Origin of the sequence: Brevibacterium picturae, from assembly GCF_900105045.1 — a bacterium.
In the GTDB taxonomy this organism is placed as follows: Bacteria; Actinomycetota; Actinomycetes; order Actinomycetales; family Brevibacteriaceae; genus Brevibacterium; species Brevibacterium picturae.
In genome coordinates, this window is sequence record NZ_LT629739.1 from 1394598 (window position 1) to 1411427 (window position 16830).

General features: G+C 61.3%; 16 protein-coding genes. 7 read left to right on the plus strand and 9 right to left on the minus strand.

Translation table 11 applies throughout. The annotated features are described in order from the left end of the window. Positions 1 to 46: 46 nt before the first annotated feature. From BLT92_RS06560 to BLT92_RS06580, 5 genes are all read right to left on the minus strand, one after another. On the minus strand, positions 47 to 1678 hold the full coding sequence (locus BLT92_RS06560; protein WP_092104217.1) for an APC family permease: 1632 nt from the start codon (positions 1676 to 1678) through the stop codon (positions 47 to 49). Between the two features lie 274 nt (positions 1679 to 1952). Beyond that, on the minus strand, positions 1953 to 2759 hold the full coding sequence (locus tag BLT92_RS06565) for an ABC transporter ATP-binding protein (protein WP_092104218.1): 807 nt from the start codon (positions 2757 to 2759) through the stop codon (positions 1953 to 1955). Beyond that, positions 2752 to 3603, minus strand: coding sequence for an ABC transporter permease (locus BLT92_RS06570; protein WP_331712235.1), 852 nt, complete (start codon positions 3601 to 3603; stop codon positions 2752 to 2754). Before BLT92_RS06570 ends, BLT92_RS06565 begins: the two co-directional genes overlap by 8 nt. 75 nt (positions 3604 to 3678) lie before the next feature. After that, positions 3679 to 4911 (minus strand): FAD-dependent oxidoreductase, encoded by a 1233-nt coding sequence (locus tag BLT92_RS06575; protein WP_092104221.1) that lies wholly within the window; start codon positions 4909 to 4911, stop codon positions 3679 to 3681. Positions 4912 to 4985: 74 nt separating this feature from the next. Next, positions 4986 to 5297 (minus strand): hypothetical protein, encoded by a 312-nt coding sequence (locus BLT92_RS06580; RefSeq protein WP_197679678.1) that lies wholly within the window; start codon positions 5295 to 5297, stop codon positions 4986 to 4988. 218 nt (positions 5298 to 5515) lie between these two features. Between BLT92_RS06580 and BLT92_RS06585 the strand changes: the two genes are divergently transcribed. Then, positions 5516 to 5842, plus strand: a complete 327-nt coding sequence (locus BLT92_RS06585; RefSeq protein WP_092104223.1) for a rhodanese-like domain-containing protein — start codon at positions 5516 to 5518, stop codon at positions 5840 to 5842. A gap of 1157 nt (positions 5843 to 6999) precedes the next feature. Here BLT92_RS06585 and BLT92_RS21210 read toward each other — a convergent pair. Next, positions 7000 to 7407, minus strand: coding sequence for a type IV toxin-antitoxin system AbiEi family antitoxin domain-containing protein (locus BLT92_RS21210; protein ID WP_407922876.1), 408 nt, complete (start codon positions 7405 to 7407; stop codon positions 7000 to 7002). Between BLT92_RS21210 and pgm the strand changes: the two genes are divergently transcribed. Further along, positions 7358 to 8998 carry a phosphoglucomutase (alpha-D-glucose-1,6-bisphosphate-dependent) gene (pgm, locus tag BLT92_RS06595; protein WP_092104226.1) on the plus strand — a complete coding sequence of 547 codons (1641 nt, stop codon included), beginning with the start codon at positions 7358 to 7360 and terminating at the stop codon, positions 8996 to 8998. The two genes, BLT92_RS21210 and pgm, sit on opposite strands and share 50 nt — an antisense overlap. 54 nt (positions 8999 to 9052) lie before the next feature. On the opposite strand, the gene fdxA is transcribed toward pgm, so the two are convergent. Beyond that, on the minus strand, positions 9053 to 9385 hold the full coding sequence (gene fdxA, locus BLT92_RS06600) for a ferredoxin (protein WP_092104228.1): 333 nt from the start codon (positions 9383 to 9385) through the stop codon (positions 9053 to 9055). Between the two features lie 107 nt (positions 9386 to 9492). Beyond that, complete coding sequence (locus BLT92_RS06605) at positions 9493 to 10629, minus strand: aminotransferase (protein WP_231939064.1); 1137 nt, start codon at positions 10627 to 10629, stop codon at positions 9493 to 9495. Between the two features lie 60 nt (positions 10630 to 10689). On the opposite strand from BLT92_RS06605, the gene BLT92_RS06610 reads away from it, so the two are divergent. The 5 genes from BLT92_RS06610 (at position 10690) to BLT92_RS06635 (ending at position 15129) form a co-directional block, all read left to right on the plus strand. Further along, positions 10690 to 11334: an XRE family transcriptional regulator gene (locus BLT92_RS06610; RefSeq protein ID WP_092108886.1), complete on the plus strand. Its 645-nt coding sequence runs from the start codon at positions 10690 to 10692 to the stop codon at positions 11332 to 11334. Beyond that, positions 11334 to 12539 (plus strand): MFS transporter, encoded by a 1206-nt coding sequence (locus tag BLT92_RS06615; RefSeq protein ID WP_092104229.1) that lies wholly within the window; start codon positions 11334 to 11336, stop codon positions 12537 to 12539. The genes BLT92_RS06610 and BLT92_RS06615 overlap by 1 nt, the downstream gene beginning before the upstream one ends. A gap of 430 nt (positions 12540 to 12969) precedes the next feature. Then, on the plus strand, positions 12970 to 13416 hold the full coding sequence (locus BLT92_RS06620) for a hypothetical protein (protein ID WP_092104231.1): 447 nt from the start codon (positions 12970 to 12972) through the stop codon (positions 13414 to 13416). A gap of 875 nt (positions 13417 to 14291) precedes the next feature. After that, on the plus strand, positions 14292 to 14732 hold the full coding sequence (locus tag BLT92_RS06630; protein ID WP_092104234.1) for a helix-turn-helix domain-containing protein: 441 nt from the start codon (positions 14292 to 14294) through the stop codon (positions 14730 to 14732). Beyond that, entirely contained in the window at positions 14719 to 15129 is a 411-nt protein-coding gene (locus BLT92_RS06635; RefSeq protein WP_092104236.1) for a hypothetical protein, read from the plus strand. Before BLT92_RS06630 ends, BLT92_RS06635 begins: the two co-directional genes overlap by 14 nt. Before the next feature lie 568 nt (positions 15130 to 15697). Here the strand turns inward: BLT92_RS06635 and BLT92_RS06645 are convergent. Further along, the gene (locus BLT92_RS06645) at positions 15698 to 16747 is read right to left on the minus strand and encodes an LCP family protein (protein ID WP_092104240.1); all 1050 of its coding nucleotides are present in this window, start codon (positions 16745 to 16747) and stop codon (positions 15698 to 15700) included. Positions 16748 to 16830 lie beyond the last annotated feature (83 nt).

The window sequence follows — 16830 nt, forward strand, 5'->3', positions numbered from 1 at the left end:
CATGGCGCCGCAGGCGAGGTCGAGGTGGCCGACCTCGCCTGCGGTGTCACTCCTCCCCGTCGATCTTCTCGGCGCTGACCTGTTTGGTGTTCTCGACGTTGGTGATGACTTCCTCCGACTTCAGCCGTGTCTTGATGCCGACGGCGAAGACGATGGCGGTGAAGATAGCGCAGACCAGCTCGCCCCAGCCGAAGGTGAGCACGCCCAGGGCGCCCTCACCGTAGTCGCCGAGGTAGCTGAGCACGGCGAGACCGCCGACCCACAGCAGCATCCACCAGCCGGACTTGAATTGCAGCGGCGGGATCTTGCTGCGGTCGCTGAAGACATAGTGCAGACCCAGCACGACGTAGCCGAGCGCCATCGCCAGGAACAGCTTCCAGTTCGTGTCCCACCCGGTCCAGAAGACGATGAGGTTGGCGGCGAGGAACCCGAGGAACGGCAGAGTGTCGCCTCCAGGCAGGCGGAAGGGACGTTCCTGATCCGGCAACTGACGGCGCAGGGCGGCCACCGTGACCGGTCCGGACCCGAAGGAGATGACGGTGCCGGAGGTGATGAAGCCGACCATCTTCGCCCACGATGGGAACGGGAAGAAGAGGAAGCAGGCGACGATGAACGTCACGAGCAGACCGATCCACGGAATGCCCCGCTTGTTCAGCTTCGTCAGCCCCGAGGGTGCATTGCCCACACGTGCCTGCGAATAGGACAGGCGAGGGCTGAGTGCGGTGAAGATCAGGCCGGTGTCGGCCGGGGAGACGACGGCATCGATGTAGAGGATGACGGCCAACCACATGGCGCCGAGCATGATCGCGATCTCCGCCCACGGGCCGGCCGAGTTCGAGAACGACAGCCCGCCCCAGCCGTCCTTGAGCAGCTCGGTGGGGATCGCACCGATGAAGGCGACCTGCAGGAGGATGTAGATGATGGCGGTGATCACGATCGAACCGACGACCGCGAAGGGCACGTTCTTCTGCGGATTCTTCGTCTCACCGGCGAATTCCACGCCCTGACGGAAGCCGAGATAGGAGAAGACGATGCCCGCTGCGGGCAGGGAGGCGAAGATCGGGGCGAGTCCGTTGGGGGCGAAACCGCCGAATTCGGCCATATGGAAGTGTCCGGGGTTGAACGCCAGGATCACGAGAACCACGAAGATGAGCACGATGACGGCGAGCTTCCACCACACGAGCACATTGTTGAATTGGGCGAAGAACTTCACGCCGAACATGTTGATGACGCAGAACACCGCGACCATTGCGATGCTCACGAAGATGCCCGGGACAGTGAGTACGAGCACTCCATCCTTGGTCTCCATCAGCCATGGCATGTAGCTCGAGGCGTATTGGATGGCTGCCAGCACCTCGATGCCGACGGTGCCCGCCGCCGACAGCCACGTGATCCACCCGCTCGTGTAGCTGGCGAACGAGCCGAAGGCGTAGTGCGGGTAGCGCACGACACCGCCGGCGACGGGGAACATGACACCGAGTTCGGAGTAGTTCAGAGCCACGAAGATGATGAGGATGGCTCCGATGGCCCAGGACAGGACGGCGGCGGGGCCGGCCATGCTCGCGGCGTCGAAGGCGCCGAAGAGCCAACCGGATCCGATGATCGAGCCGACTCCGGTGAAGAGCAGACCGGTCTTGCCGATATCGCGTTTGAGGCCTTTGTCATGGACGACTGTCACGCTCGTATGCGGGCCCGATGACAGGGGATTTTGTGAGGGCACCTTTGCCTCCCAACAGAGTGACGGCAAATCTTCTGTGAAGAGTTTTCTCCTGTGATTTCGCCTTGTCAATCACATTTGGACACCAACGTCCGAGGCCATCGCACCACCAGCCCATATGACCGCTTTCTCACCTGCGGGATCGAATAGTGGACACATTCGGGTCACTATATGAGGTCAGCGTGTTGGGCCGGCGGGCCGGGCCAGAGTGGAGCCACGGTCGTCGACCCGACCCTTAGTCCTGGTCGTTTTCCTTCTCCGCCTTATTGAAGTTCTGGTATTCCTTGATGATGTCAGCGGCTGGACCGTCAGCGCGGAGGACGCCCTGCTCGATCCACAACGCACGGTTGCATGTGTCCTTGATCGTGCGCATCGAGTGAGAGACGAGGAAGACCGTGCCAGCGTTCTCGCGAATCGAACGAATCCGCCCCTCGGACCGGTCACGGAATTTCTTGTCACCGACGTTGAGCGCCTCATCGACGATGAGGATCTCGTGCTGGACCGAGGTCGCGATGGCGAACTTCAGCCTCTGGGACATGCCCGATGAATACGTGCGCATCGGCAGGTCGATGAAATCGCGCAGCCCGGTGAACTCGACGATGTCGTCGAACTTCTCCTCCACCTCGGCGCGGGTCAGCCCCAGCGCCAGGGAACCGAGCACGATGTTGCGGGCACCGGAGAGATCGGGGATGAGTGCGGCACCGACACCGAGGAGGTTCGGCCTCGAACTCGCATAGATCGCACCCTCGGACGTTGGGGTCAGGCCGGTGATCGAGCGCATGAGCGTGGACTTGCCCGAGCCGTTGGAACCGATGACGCCGATCGACTCGTTCTTGTGGGCGACGAAGCTGACGCCCTTGAGAGCATGAACTTCCTGGAGCCCGCGCCGTTTCGTCATCACGTCTTTGCTGCCGAGCTTGAGCTTCTTGCCCGTCGCCAGGGTCTTGTAGCGGACGTGGACGTTGTCACAGACCACGACCGGCGGGTGGTCCTTCGTCACGTCGGGACGACTGCCGGTATCGACCAGATTCTCTTCACTCATCGCGACCGAACCTCTCCTCGGCTTGCCAGAAGAACACGAAGCCGATGATGAAGATGCCGAAGGCCCAGATGGCGAGGTGCCAGAAGTAGTCGTAGGGAACTACGCCATCCTTCATGAGAATGCCGCGGGCGATCGACAGGACGTTATTCAGCGGTTGCCAATCGGCGAACGGCTGCAGGGCAGGGTTAATCTTCTCGACCATGGTCTTGAGCTCGAAGAAGACACCGGAGGTGTAGAAGATCATGCGCGAAATGAACGGTGTGACCTGGGAGAGGTCACGGAAGTGGACAGTGGCACGCGCGAAGATGAAGGCCACGCCCTGGTTGAAGATCCAGAACAGGATGACCAGTGGGATGAAGAGGAACCAATCCCAGTCGGGTCGGGCACCGAACAGCATGACCAAGAGCGCCATGAAGATGAAGGTGGGGATGAAGTTGAGGAGATTCTGAAACACCGTGGCGATGGGCAGAACGATGCGCGGGAACGGAAGGGACTGGACAAGGGACGCGTTCGAGATGATCGATTTCGCGCCGCCGTTCATCGAGGTGTTGAAGAACTCGAGCACGAAGACGCCGATGACGACGAATGGAGCGAAGTTGTCCGGGCGAGCGGTCGCACCCTGCATGATGACGCCGAAGACCGTGCCGTAGATGAGTGCGGAGAATGCAGGGCGCAGCAGCACCCAGAGCATTCCGAGGCGGTTGCGTTCGTTCTCACTCTGCATCTTGTACTTGGCAAGGGTGAAGGTGAAGTCGCTGCGAGTGATCAGCTGCTTGACGTACTGGGGCAGTGACGGCCGCCCGCCTACTCTGGCGAGCCCGTGCTCGTCAGCTAGCTTAGCCATATCCATGTACAGAAGTTCTCTCGTTGGCGACTGGGATCGAACACAGGAAGTCTACGTGATGAGATCAGCCGATTCTCACAGTCGACTGTGAGCCTTGAAATCGAATTCAGGGTCGTCGATCTGGGCCCGGCTCGGTTTGTTATTACCGGCAAGTACGCGACGGGCGGCGGCCTGCATCGGCGGCCAGTTGAGAGTCTCGACGCCGATGAGTGCTGCGTCGGGGCTCGGTCCGTCGAAGTGGAAGACCTGGAATTTCCTGCCGCTCGGGTCGTGTCTGATGATCGTGTCAGTGGCATCGGGGCTGGTCAGGCCTGCAGTGAAGACCTTCTCGGGGCCTTGGAAGCTCCAATGCCAGGGGACGTCTCTCCAGGGTTCTTCGGCTTCCTCGGTCGTGCCTGTCAGTTGTTCGGCGAGGTATTTTCCGTGGCTTTCGGCCACGGGTTCGCAGGCCCACGGGTGGTCGAGGGCATAGGGTCCGGCGGTGAGGAGAGCGCAGTCACCGGCCGCCCAGATTCCGGCGTGGGATGTTGCCAATTTCTCATTCACCTCCCACGCCTCGGCGGGTCGGTCACCGTCAATGGGAATGAGTGCCGGGCGGGCACCAACGCTGGTGACGAACAGGTTGTGGGTGTTCGCCTGAATTTCATCCGGGCTGCTGGTGTGGGCCACGAACTTCACGCCCGCGTCCTTGTGCCTCTCGAACAGCGCCTGTCGCACAGGGGCCGAGAGCTGCTTGCGCAGCGGCTCATCGCCGCGCAGGTAAACGGTGGCCTCATGTCCGGCAGCGACGGCCGAGGTCGCGACCTCCATCCCTAAGTACCCCGAGCCGAGGACACCGACGTTGAGTGGTCCGTCTGATTCGGCGACGAACTCGCGGATCCATTCGGCCTCGGCGAGGTTGTACACGGGCAGGGCATCCGGGTAGTCGGGGATCTCTGGCCGATTCGCCTCCATCCCGGTGGCGAGGATGCAGTGGGTGAAGTCCAGTCTCTCCCCCGTCACCAGGTGGACGGTGCCTGCTATTGAGTCGGCGCTGGTGGGACCGGCCTGCTGGGACTGAGCGGCCGCCTCGGCGAGGGTGATCTCTGTGGCTCTGTCACGAACGAAGGTGATGAGCTCACCTGATTTCAGGTGGAAGGGCAGATGGTACCGGGAGTCGTCGAAGAGATGCTTCGACAGCGGCGGGCGTTCACTGGTCTCCCCCGCAGCGGGGTCGACGAGTGTGACCGCCTGACCGCGTTCGCTGAACTCGCGGGCGGCGGTGGTTCCGGCCAGCCCTGCTCCGATGATGACGATCCTCTTTGCCATGTCTCCATGCTATGCCCGGGCGCCGAAGTCAGTCTCAGCCGACCTCGGCCGGCCCGGGACGAGCAGTTCGTCGTCTACTTGTCTTCTGCCGATTTGTCGTCTGCCGATTTGTCGGCGTCTCGGGCGGAATCCTCGGTCTCGGCCTCGTCGATCGCGGACTCGTCGACGGCGGTGTGCGAGCCATCGGGATTGCGGTAGAGGTTCACGCCCTCCTGATCGGCGGCGTCCTTCGCCCGGTTCTCGACGTCTTCCTCGGTGTAGCCGACCTTCGCATGCGATTCCACCTGAGACGTGCCGCCCAGGGGCTCGGTCTTCTCGTCGAGCTTCGCCGCGACATCGCGCATCTTCTTCTCGCCGCCCGACTCATTGCTCGTGTCTCTGCTCATCATCGATCCTTTCGCTGACGATCCATTGCACCGTAGTCGCGTGGTGACTGTTCCTTCATTCTCACATGTGTCTCCGGCGAGCAACAGCCCCGTGGTGGTGAGAGGGCCAGTGGGGTCTGGCGTGGGCTGGTTTGGGGGTGCGGGCGTGCTGAGTGTGGGCGGGATGCACGGCGTGGACGGGGTGCGCGGTGTGGGCGGGCGTGCTTAGACTTGGGGACATGGATGAAGAATCAGTATCCGTGAACGAGATCCCCGAGGGTGCCGCCATCATCGACGTCCGCGAGGACGACGAATGGGAGGCCGGGCACATCGATGGTGCGGTGCACGTGCCATTGGGCGAACTGCCGACCCGCCTCGACGATCTCCCCCTCGATGACGACATGTACGTCATCTGCCGCACCGGTGGCCGCTCCAACCGCGCCGTGGCGTGGCTGAACACCAATGGCTTCGACGCCTACAACGTCTCCGGGGGCATGGGGTCATGGAACCTCGACCACGGCAAGCCGATCGTGTCCGAGACCGGCGAGGAGCCCTGGGTGAAGTAGCGGTCTGCTTTTCGCAGTTGAGTCTCGTGAACTAATACATCGACGAATCGGGATGCGTTGATACTCAACTGCTGAACAATGCGGACGCTGCCGTTGCCGCTCGATCCATCGCGCAGCCCGAAAACATCGTCGCCGGCGACGACATATTCGAGCGAACTGTTGATCGAGCCGCGGAGACGGACAAAGCGCAACGACAATCGGGACGACACGCCGGGACTGTACACACATTCTTGCCGTAACTGGAATCGTCGCCGTTGTTGTTCCGTATCCGAACCCACATATTTCGAGTATGTCTTTGACCACTGACATATGAACGCACAGACTATGAACGCACAGACAAGGGGTCCCGCCGATAGCGGGACCCCTTTAAATCTTCTGTCCGAGAGGCGAGGACATGCGTCAAAACGCAGACCATCGAGTCTCTCGGCTCGTGGTTCCACCACACTAGTCCTTATGCAGGGTGCAAGACGAGCAGCGAAGACTGTGACAGAAACCCTATCCGCAGCGCGCATGTCGACCTACATGGAAGCTGCCCACGACGACACCGCTCTCGCGCTCGACCTCTACGTGTGGAACGCCCGGATATCTTCAGCTTTGATGATTCCTTCACTTCGCAGAAGTCTCTACGAGAAACGCAGCCGATGAGGCGCTTCAGCCCCAACACAGACCTCGTATCAACTCGTCAATCTTTAGACAGCACAGGGAAAGTGATCGCAGAGCTGAAGTTCGCATTCTGGGAGAATCTCTTCGCCTCTCGACACGACAAACGCTTATGGACGTCCCGTATAAACGATCTCCTCCCAGCAGCCACCACCGACGCTGCTGAATTGCGTAACCGCATACGACAGGATCTAGAAGATATTCGGAGGCTACGTAATCGAATCGCACACCATGAACCGATCTTCACCTGAGACCTGGCATCCTCACTGAATAAGATGCAAGAGCTCATTCGCCTAAGATCCGATCAAACTGCGGTTCTTGTCGAGAGCATCGAAGAGGCAACTTTGCTGCTTGCGACTCGTCCCGCAGGCACTACCCCGGTTCCTCGATCCAGATGGGACAAAAGGCAATCCCACTGGCTACATACCTCGCGGAAGTTCCACTCTTTCCCCGTGCCCATCGATATCTTCTGACAGGTTGACGAGGCCACTGTCACTTCACTGACAGATAGATGAGATTACTGCCAACTTGCCGGAATCCTGCAACGGCTCGAAGGTAGCTGAGGGCAAAGAATAGACTCCGTGGCGCAGTCTTGTGAGGGCACCCCTGCCAGACAAGCGCCCCAGGGTGACTCGATCAACTCCTATCCGCGCCGCCTGCTGCCCCAGGATCATGACCTTGTTGGCACCACGCCCGAAGAGGAGCATCACCTCGGCGAGGCACATCGGCGGAATCGCTGCCCTGGCCACCGGAACTTCGCCCTGGCTCCCACCCTGGCGGACGCTCACCGTCCACGATGCAAGAACTGGAGGCTCAGGACTGTGTGCATCGGTTCGGATTTGGCAAGGTGGAACTATGACTACTCGCGCCGGCCAGCTGGCCCAGGATCGGGACCTTGTTGACATCCCCGCACTTCTCGACTCGTACTACGACCTTGTCCCCGATTCCTCCGTGCCCGCTCAGGCCGTGAGCTTCGGAACCTCGGGTCACCGGGGCTCGAGTTTCAACCGTGCGTTCAACGAAGCCCACATCGCAGCGATCACCGCCGCCATCGTCGACTTCCGCAAGAAGCAGGGCATCCACGGCCCCATCTTCTTGGGCCGTGATACCCATGCGCTGAGTGAGCCCGCGTTCCTCACCGTCCTCGAGGTCCTTGCCGCCGCCGAGGTGCCCGTGCTCATCGATGAGCGTGACGGCTTCACCCCCACACCGGTGCTCTCCCACGCGATCCTGGGCTTCAACGCCGGGAAGTCCGCGACGGATCCGCAGGCCGACGGCATCGTCGTGACCCCCAGCCACAACCCGCCCTCCGACGGCGGAATCAAATACAACCCACCGCACGGCGGGCCGGCAGGCTCAGAGACGACGACGTGGATCGCCGATCGCGCGAACTCCTATCTCGAGGCCGGGTGGGAGAAGGTCCCACGCACCGGTTTCCAGCGGGCCTTCCACCTGGAGAACACCGAGAACTTCGACTTCATCGCGAATTACACCGAAGACCTCGAATCGGTCATCGACCTCGATATCATCCGCAGCTCCGGCATCCAGATCGGCGCCGACCCCCTGGGCGGAGCCAGCGTCGACTACTGGGCCGCAATCGCCGAAGACTTCGACCTCAACCTCACGGTCGTCCACCCGGAGATCGATCCGGCGTGGTCGTTCATGACCCTCGATTGGGACGAGAGCATCCGCATGGACTGCTCCTCCCCCTACGCGATGGCCGGGCTCATCGCCTCCCGCACTGACTTCGACATCGCCACGGGCAATGACGCCGATGCCGACCGTCATGGCATCGTCACCCCCGACGCGGGACTGATGAACCCGAATCACTACTTGGCGACCGCGATCGACTACCTGCTCGACAACCGACCCGAATGGCCATCGAATGCGAGCATCGGCAAGACCCTGGTCACCTCCTCGATCGTCGATCGCATCGTCTCCGCTCACGGTCGCCGGCTCTTCGAGGTTCCCGTCGGGTTCAAATGGTTCGTCCCCGGGCTCCTCGACTCGACGCTGGCCTTCGGCGGTGAGGAATCCGCGGGAGCCTCGTTCCTGCGCCGCAACGGCAAGGTCTGGTCAACGGACAAGGACGGCATCATCATGGCCTTGTTGGCCGCGGAGATGACGGCGAAGACCGGGCAGACCCCGTCCCAGCGTTACGCGGGACTGGCCGCGAACTTCGGCACCAGCGCCTACGCCCGCCAGGATGCGCCGGCCACCCGGGCACAGAAGGCGAAACTGGGGGCATTGGATGCCTCCCAGGTGAAGGCCAAGACCGTCGGCGGTGAACCGGTGACCTCAACACTCACCTCGGCGCCGGGAAACAACGCACCCATCGGCGGCCTGAAGGTCACGACCGAGAACTCTTGGTTCGCGGTCCGCCCCTCCGGCACGGAGGACGTGTACAAGATCTACGCGGAGTCGCTGCGCGATGAGGACCACCTGCGGGCCGTCCAGCACGATGCTCGGACCTTGGTGGACGGGGTGCTGGAGTAGGGGCTGAGCTTGAGTAGCTCGGAGCTGGGATGGTCGCCTCAAGTCATTGACTGGTCACAGCTCGACGTCCTGGTTCTGGGGCGGCAGAGCGGCGATGCCTGAGTGGTCCCGACCGGTGTTGCCAAGTTGCGCCGCGCCTCCTGGCGAACCGAGTTCGTCGAAGAACTCGACGTTGTAGGTGTAGTAGTCCGCCCACTCCTCGGGGACATCATCTTCGTAGAAGATCGCCTCGACGGGACAGACCGGCTCACAGGCACCGCAGTCGATGCATTCGTCGGGGTGGATGTAGAGACTGCGCTCGCCTTCGTAGATGCAGTCGACAGGACATTCGTCGACACACGACTTGTCCTTGACGTCAATGCACGGCTGTGCGATCACGTAGGTCATGCGGGCCTCCGCTCTCTGATCGGGTCGCCCACTTCCTCGAAGTGACGAATGGGATGAACCTCAGGGCCCACTCTAGGACTTCGAACCCAGTCTTCATATGGCCCGGGTCACGTTCGACGGGAATGAAGGCTGTTGAGGAACTCGCTGGTCAGCGCCAGTCCAGTCTTGAGCGTCTCCGTGTCGTCGGCGAACCCGATGCGGACGGTTCTGGGAATGTCGAAGGCGTCTCCTGGGGTGAACATGACTCCGTGTTCGTCGAGGAGTCTTCGGCAGAAGTCGTAGGAGTCGATGGCCGCGTCGTAGCCGATGAGTGCCGTGGTTCCCGATTGCGGCTTCACATAGCTCACGCCTGGCTGCGCCCTCACCCAAGCATCGACGATGGCGAGGTTCTCCCGGGTGGTCGCTCGCGACCGGGCGAGGATCGTGGCTCTGTTCTCCAGGGCCACGACGGCGAGCGCGTCATCGATGCGGCCGACGCTGATCGTGGTGTAGTCACGGTGGGTCGCGACCGACTCCAGGAAGTCGTGGGGTCCGACGATCCACCCCAGCCGCAGTCCCGCCAGCGCATAGGGTTTCGACATGCTGCCGGTCGAGATCCCCTTCTCGTAGAGGTCGACGATTGACGCGGTGAACCCGTCGTCGTCCTGATCGACTCCGCGGTAGACCTCGTCGCAGACAATCCAGGCCCCGACCTCACGGGCGATGTCGACGATGGCTTCGAGCTGTGTGCGGGGAATGAGCGCACCGGTGGGGTTATTGGGGTTGTTCAGCGCGATCACCTTCGTCTCAGCCGTCACTGCGGCAGCGATGTCACTGAGGCGAGGCAGCCAGTCATCGTCTGCTCGCAGGTGCACGAGGCCAACCTCGGCGCCCATGCTCTCCGGGATCGAGTAATGCTGCTGATAGGTGGGAACCACGGTGACGACATGATCGCCGGCCTCGACCAGCGCCGAGTAGACGAGCGAGTTGGCACCGATCGCCCCGTGCGTGATCATGACGTCGTCGGCGCTCTTGTGTTCGTAGAGTTCGGCCACGAGTTCTCGCAGCCGCGGGCTGCCGGTAATGGGTCCGTAGGTCAGCTGCGTCCTGCCGAGCTGCTCCCAGAAGGCTGCCCTGTCCCCGGTGAGGTCGACGAGCTCGTTCACTGTCAGCGACCGCACACAGGTTTCGGCGAGGTTGAAACGGCACGAGTCTTCATAGGCATTCATCCACTGCTCGACAGCGAACGCTTCGATCTGTGCCACCTGACATCCTTCGCTCGAGAAATATAGTGCTCAAACCCAGAGTGCAGTATAGTGCTCACCATGTCAACGAAGAGTCCTCGCATCCAGATCTTCCTCGATCGCGTCGGGCGCCGGGTCCGTGACCTTCGCAAGGGGCGGGGGTGGACCATCCAACGGCTGGCCGACGAGGCTTCATTGAGCCGGCGCATGCTCACGCAGATCGAGCTGGGCCAGGCGAACCCGAGTCTGGCCACCATCGACCGGATCGCCCACGCCCTCGGAGTCAGCTTTGCTGATCTGGCGCTGAGCGGCACTGGTGCGTCGGCGGCGGGGCCGGTGGCGGGGCTGGCGGGTGCGTCGGCGGGCGTCGACAGTTCCGCGAACCTCGGCAGTTCCGAGCTGTCTGCTCCGGGCGGTGGTCATACCCTGGCCTGGGAAGGCCCGGACGGAAGTACCGCGTACATTCTCGGCGCCTCTTCTGTTCCGGGCACCGAACTGTGGCGGTGGCATCTGGGTCCGAGCGTGCGGTATCAGGCTGAGGCCGACCGTGCCGGAGCCGAGGAGATCCTCCACGTTTTGTCCGGGACGCTTGAACTTGCGCACACAGGCGAGACCATGGAGCTCACCGCTGAAATGTCGATACGAATCGCCACCGACCAGTCCTACTCCTACACCGCGGGCAAGGAGGCCCCGGTCGACTTCATCCGCGTGGTCATCGGCGCCTGATGACGCATTCTGGGGCAGGTTCATCGCAGGAAGAGCGCGGTCCTTCACGGTCACGCGTCAATGTGCTGCGGTGGCAGATCGGGTACGGGACCTTCGGTGTTCCGCAGGCGGCCGCGCCCATCGCCTTCGCCCTGCTCGCGCTGCCGCTGACCGGGTCCGCCGAGTCCGGGGCCGCGCTGGTCTTCGCGATGACGGCGGCACAGATTATCGGATCCGTTCCCATCACTCGCATGGGTCAGCGATTCGGCAGCGTCGGCTACCTGCGCACGCTCATCGCCTTCCGAACCCTCGGACTGCTCGCCGTGACGATCTTGGCCGCAGTCTCGGCGCCGTTCGTCTACCTCATGATCGCCGTCGTCGTGGCCGGCCTGGTCAACGGTGCGGCCTACGGGTACATGCGCACACTGCTCAACCACCTCGTCGCCCCGGCGGGGATGCCGCGCGCATTAGGGATAGCTGCCACCCTCAACGAGGTTGCATTCGCCACCTCGCCGGTCCTCGCCTCGCTGCTTGGGGCCTGGTCACCGGTTGCGGCCATGGCTGTCGTCACTGTCCTCGGGTCCGGACCGATGCTGCTCATCCCGAACATTCCCGAGGCACGGTCGGCACCTGTCGCTGCGGCGGGGTCGGGGCGTCGGACCCCTGTGCCCGGTGCGGTGTGGATCTGGCTGTTCGCATCTGGAGCGACCGGAGCCTCGATCGCGGGAATCGAGGTGGGAGCGGTGTCCTTTGCGCTGTCATTCGGGCTCAGCCCGGCCTGGGCTTTCCTGTTCGCTCTGGCGATGTGCATCGGTTCAGTCCTCGGCGGAGTGTGGGTAAGCATCCGCAACCGCATGCCCGGACGCTGGAAGGTCACCTCCTTCTTCGCCTTCACCACTGCCGCCTTCGCGCTGCTCCTCGTCGATGGGCATATCGCACTGACGCTGACCGGAGCCCTCATCGTCGGGTGGTTCCTGCCGATGCTCGACACCTTCTATCTCCTCGCACTAGACAGCTTGTCCCCGGAGGAGCGACGGGCGGAGATGTTCGCGCTGCTGCGCACGACGAACGCGTTGGGGATCATGGCCACCAGTGGGTTGCTGGCTCTGCTTGGGCTCACGGCAGCACTTGTCGGGGCGCTTGGGTTGCTTGTCATCGCGACTGTGTTGGCTGGTGCGTATTTCACGCGCGGACAGCGGAGACGACGGGAAGTGCCAGTGGGGTGAGGCGGGACGGATCACGTGCTGGTCTGCGGGATCGACGGTCACGTTGAACCACCTCGGCGAGGCCCGATTACGATCGCGTTTCACTGTTCGGACGAAAACGTAGCAAACGGTGCTCGGTAATAACCGTTCGTCATGGTCGGGTCGACTCGGCCGAGAACTGCGGCGGACCGCACTATCAGGCAATGGATGTTGCCGTGTGTGAAACGTTGCCCGACAAGTTTCGGCCGCTGCCGCATGACTGCAAACTTCTCGTCTCCAAGCTGTTACTCGATCGAAGCGTCCTTTCAGCCGCTGTGGTTCTGACTTCAAGCGCGGACGCAATACTGGGCCGCGTTGCTGATGTGTCACCCGCGCGGTGGCGCGGTGGCATCTGGCACAGAAGACATCACTCGCAGGAGACATCCCTCGAAGAAGAAGAAGGAGCCACATCATGAAGACCACCATTCGCAATCGCGCAGCAGCCCTGACAATCGCCGCCGTCGCCGGAGTCTCCGTAATCGCGCTGGCAAGCGGCCCCGCACTGGCAGCTCCCGCAGCTGTCACCAGAGCAGACGCCTCACCGCAGTCAGTTCACTACCCGACGGACACCAGCATCTACGCCGATGAGCTCGTCAGAGTCTGGGGCGCGGACAACACCGAGCGGGTCGAAGGATTCGCCACGCCTGAGGTCGTCGAGACCCTGAACGAGCACGGAGCTGAGAATGCGAAGCATTGGGTTCGAACAGGCAGCGACGGAGCCGCGGGAACGATCTATTCGACCTATAAGAACACCGCGACAGGCGAGACCATGTCCGTCGGTGTCGCCAACGAAGAAGTCTCGAACGGCGGCGAATGGGGCGCACCCCACGGAGTCCACAAGGTACAGTTCGGTAACTGATACCCAGGCACCCACCATGGGTGCGACGAACCCCGCCTCTTAAAACTCAAGGGGCGGGGTTCGTCGTGTGCACGGGTGGGCGGGGCCACCTCGGCGAAGGAGAGCCGCGCGCCAGCAAAGCCCGCGGCCGCAACTGATACGTCCGGGTCGGTTTATCTCATCTTAATAAACCCACCTAAAGTTGCTAAAGCCGCGCGCTGAGAGAACTCACTAATCCTTATAAGCCCAACGCTGACGCCGGGCCCAAGCAATAGTTGGCCGCGACGATCAGCACATTTCGGGTAACATCATCTGACAGGAATAGTGAGATCAAACACAGGAGAGTGGTCATGGTTGCGACCGACAGACCGCCTGCACCCCAAAAGACCACTATCACAACACTTAACGAGGCGCCGCTAACCGCAAGAGCTGAAAGCCAGTTTCATGGAGCGTAAGCATCGCCATCTACAAGTCATAGATGGTGGTTCACCAAATCTCGAGTGGAAATACCACGACAAAGTGAAGTCCGAGATTCAATCGGCAGCAAAAATCGACCCGGGGCTCCTAGGCGACCTTCTAGCAATCATGCGTCGAGTGTCCGAACGGAGTGCTCGGTTCGGAGAGGTTGAGATCCCCCTGCAATCTCATCGTGAGGTCGGAGAAGTCCGACTATTGATAGATCGCCGACAATACAGACTCTTCGTCTCGACCCCTCCCAACCACCTCGGGATCATTGTCGCGCTGCGGTTCTGGCGAAAATCTGGTACCGATGAGGAGATCAAAGACATACAGAATAACGAGATAATCTTGTCGAGCAACCGGCTCGATGAGTGGCTTGCATCACAAGATCAATAGAATTGTTTTCGAAACTTCTAATATGAGGTTAAGCTCATAACATGGACACAAACGATCAGCTGACCGAACTTCTTGGGCTCGAGGAACCGGCCCCACAAGACGCTCTCGCAATTCGCCTCGCCGAGCAAGATGAATGCCTGCTCGACGAGCTCGTCGCGATGCGTAAGCGTAAAGGGCTGACTCAGACTGCCGTGGGCGAAGCAATCGGCCGTGACCAAGCAGCCATATCTAATTTCGAGCGCCTCGGCGGCGACCCGCACATGTCAACTGTCCGCCGCTACGCACTGGCTGTGGGCGCATCAATTTCTCATGTTGTCCAGGATGCATCCCCGAAAACTATCGCGCACGGCACACAGTGGATCGCGGGTCTTTCTCGGAGCGACAAGCCAGTTTCGGGTACCGAAAGCGCACTGCAGACTCACGACCAAGAGGTCTGGAAAACACGTGCGTCTCAACTGGAGGTGCAGTATGCCGAGGAATGAGTCGGCTACCGCGGTTCTGATAAACGTGTCGCTCGTAGGTGTCGTCGCCCAATCAAAAACGTTGTTCGGCCAAGAGTTCGACGTGCAGGACGGTGATGATCCCAAAGTCGAGCTTCAAGTGCTGAGTAATGAGGCCGATGACACGTCAGGCTTTGGTGTGAAACTCGAGATCAGCCACACCACCTCCGATATGAGAATCAGTATCGAAGCCGTAGCAGACTATGAAGGGCCCCTGCCGGAAATCGGCAGTGAAGACCTTGCTGACCTCATGGAAGACAGCGCTCTGCCCACGCTGTTCCCTTTCGTCTACGAGGCGTTCCGCAGTACTGCTGCTCGACTCCCAGGCGAGCAGCCGATAATCCCGGCCAAGCGCCCGAACTTCTCAAACAACGCATAACCTTACGAGCGGCCACAGCGCAATCTTGATGACCGGGTAGCGTCTGAAATTCGTACCGAATACCGCAGGACGCTGTCCCTCCCACCGCATCAGTTCACAATCACATACTCCGCCGTCCGAGTAGGCGTGATTTTAGAGTTCCATGATGATCGCGACAACGATACCGCGTCGCGGCACCAGGCATGAACACTGGGCAATCATGTTCCCACTCTGGGCGTACCAATAGATACACGGGCCCACCGATCTTAAGCCTGGCTCGGCTTTGACCACTGTGCCTTAGAGTTGAAAACCAACTTCGTCTCTAGAGACTCACCACCAGTGCCACTCCCCGTTCGTTTCTTGGGAATCATCAAGTTCTGGCCTGAGTTAGCAGTCGGGACCATGGCGACTTCTCCGGAGAATATGGTGAGCACGACGGAGTCCACAAGATCGCGCTCGCCGAATAGGTAACTAGACGCTTTTACGACGGCACCCGGTGCGACGAACCCCGCCTCTGGAAGCCCAGGGGCGGGGTTCGTCGTGTGCACGGGTGGGTGGAGCCACCTCGGCGGCTGGTCATTCGGGAGAGTTACAGGTGCGACTCCGGCGCGTTCTTGACATAGTCGCCGAGGGTGTCGTTCTCGAATGCGTCCTGAACCTTCTCCAGTTCCTCCTCATCGACGTTGACGATCGACTGACCGTCGTTCGAGGTGCCGACTCCGGCTGTCGGGGAGGTGAAGAACTCGATGTCGCCGGGGCGGACGTCGCGCATACCGAAGGCCGTGGCGGAAATATACTGGGCGTCGAGGCCGGAGTCGACGTACATGTACGGGGAGAAGTCTTCGACCATGTTCTGAATCTTCACCGGGTTCGACAGGGTGTCGGCGGAGATGATCTCGTTGGTCAGGCCCCTGATGAAGGCCTGCTGGTTGCGCGCGCGCTGGAAGTCGCCGTCCTTGAAGGACTTGCGCTCGCGCACGAACGTCAGTGCCTCGTCGCCGTTGAGAAGGTTCTCGCCCTTTTCGAAGGTGTACCCGTTCTTCTCGAAGCTCTGCTCCGAGTTCACGGTCACCCCGCCGAGGCTGTTCGTCAGTGCCTTGAAGCCTTGGAAGTCGATGATCGCCACATGGTCGAGGTCCGTGCCGATGAAGTCCGAGACCGTGGATACGGCCAGCGGAAGTCCGCCGTAGGAGAGTGCGGAGTTGATCTTCGCCTTGCCGTGGCCCTCGATGTCGACCCAGCTGTCGCGCGGGATCGACATGATCTGGACCTTCGAGCCGGACTCGGGCAGGTGCATGACCATGATCGTGTCCGAACGCAGTCCGCGGGAATCGTTGACGTCAACCTCGTCCATCGGCTCATCGGAGCCCAGCAGCAAGATGTTTGTGCCGCCCTCCTCTTTCCTGTCATCGGGACGCTGCGTGCCGAAGATCTGTTCGTCGGTGAGCTGATTCGCATTGTTGTCGAAGGTGCGGCCGATGTTCCACAGGTAGATGCCGACACCGAGAACGCCGAGGATGACGATCACGAGCAGGATGACGAGGACCTTGCGCCAGACCTTCTTCTTTTTGCGGCGAGGGCGCTGCGGTCGGTCGTCCTGGCTGTCGAACAGATCATCGAAACTGCTGTTGTCCGTCATCGGCACTCCGGGTTTCAGTCAATGCGGCGGGAACGCCGGCGGGGAAAAGATTGCAATCCCCGCAATTGTATAACTTCCGTTAC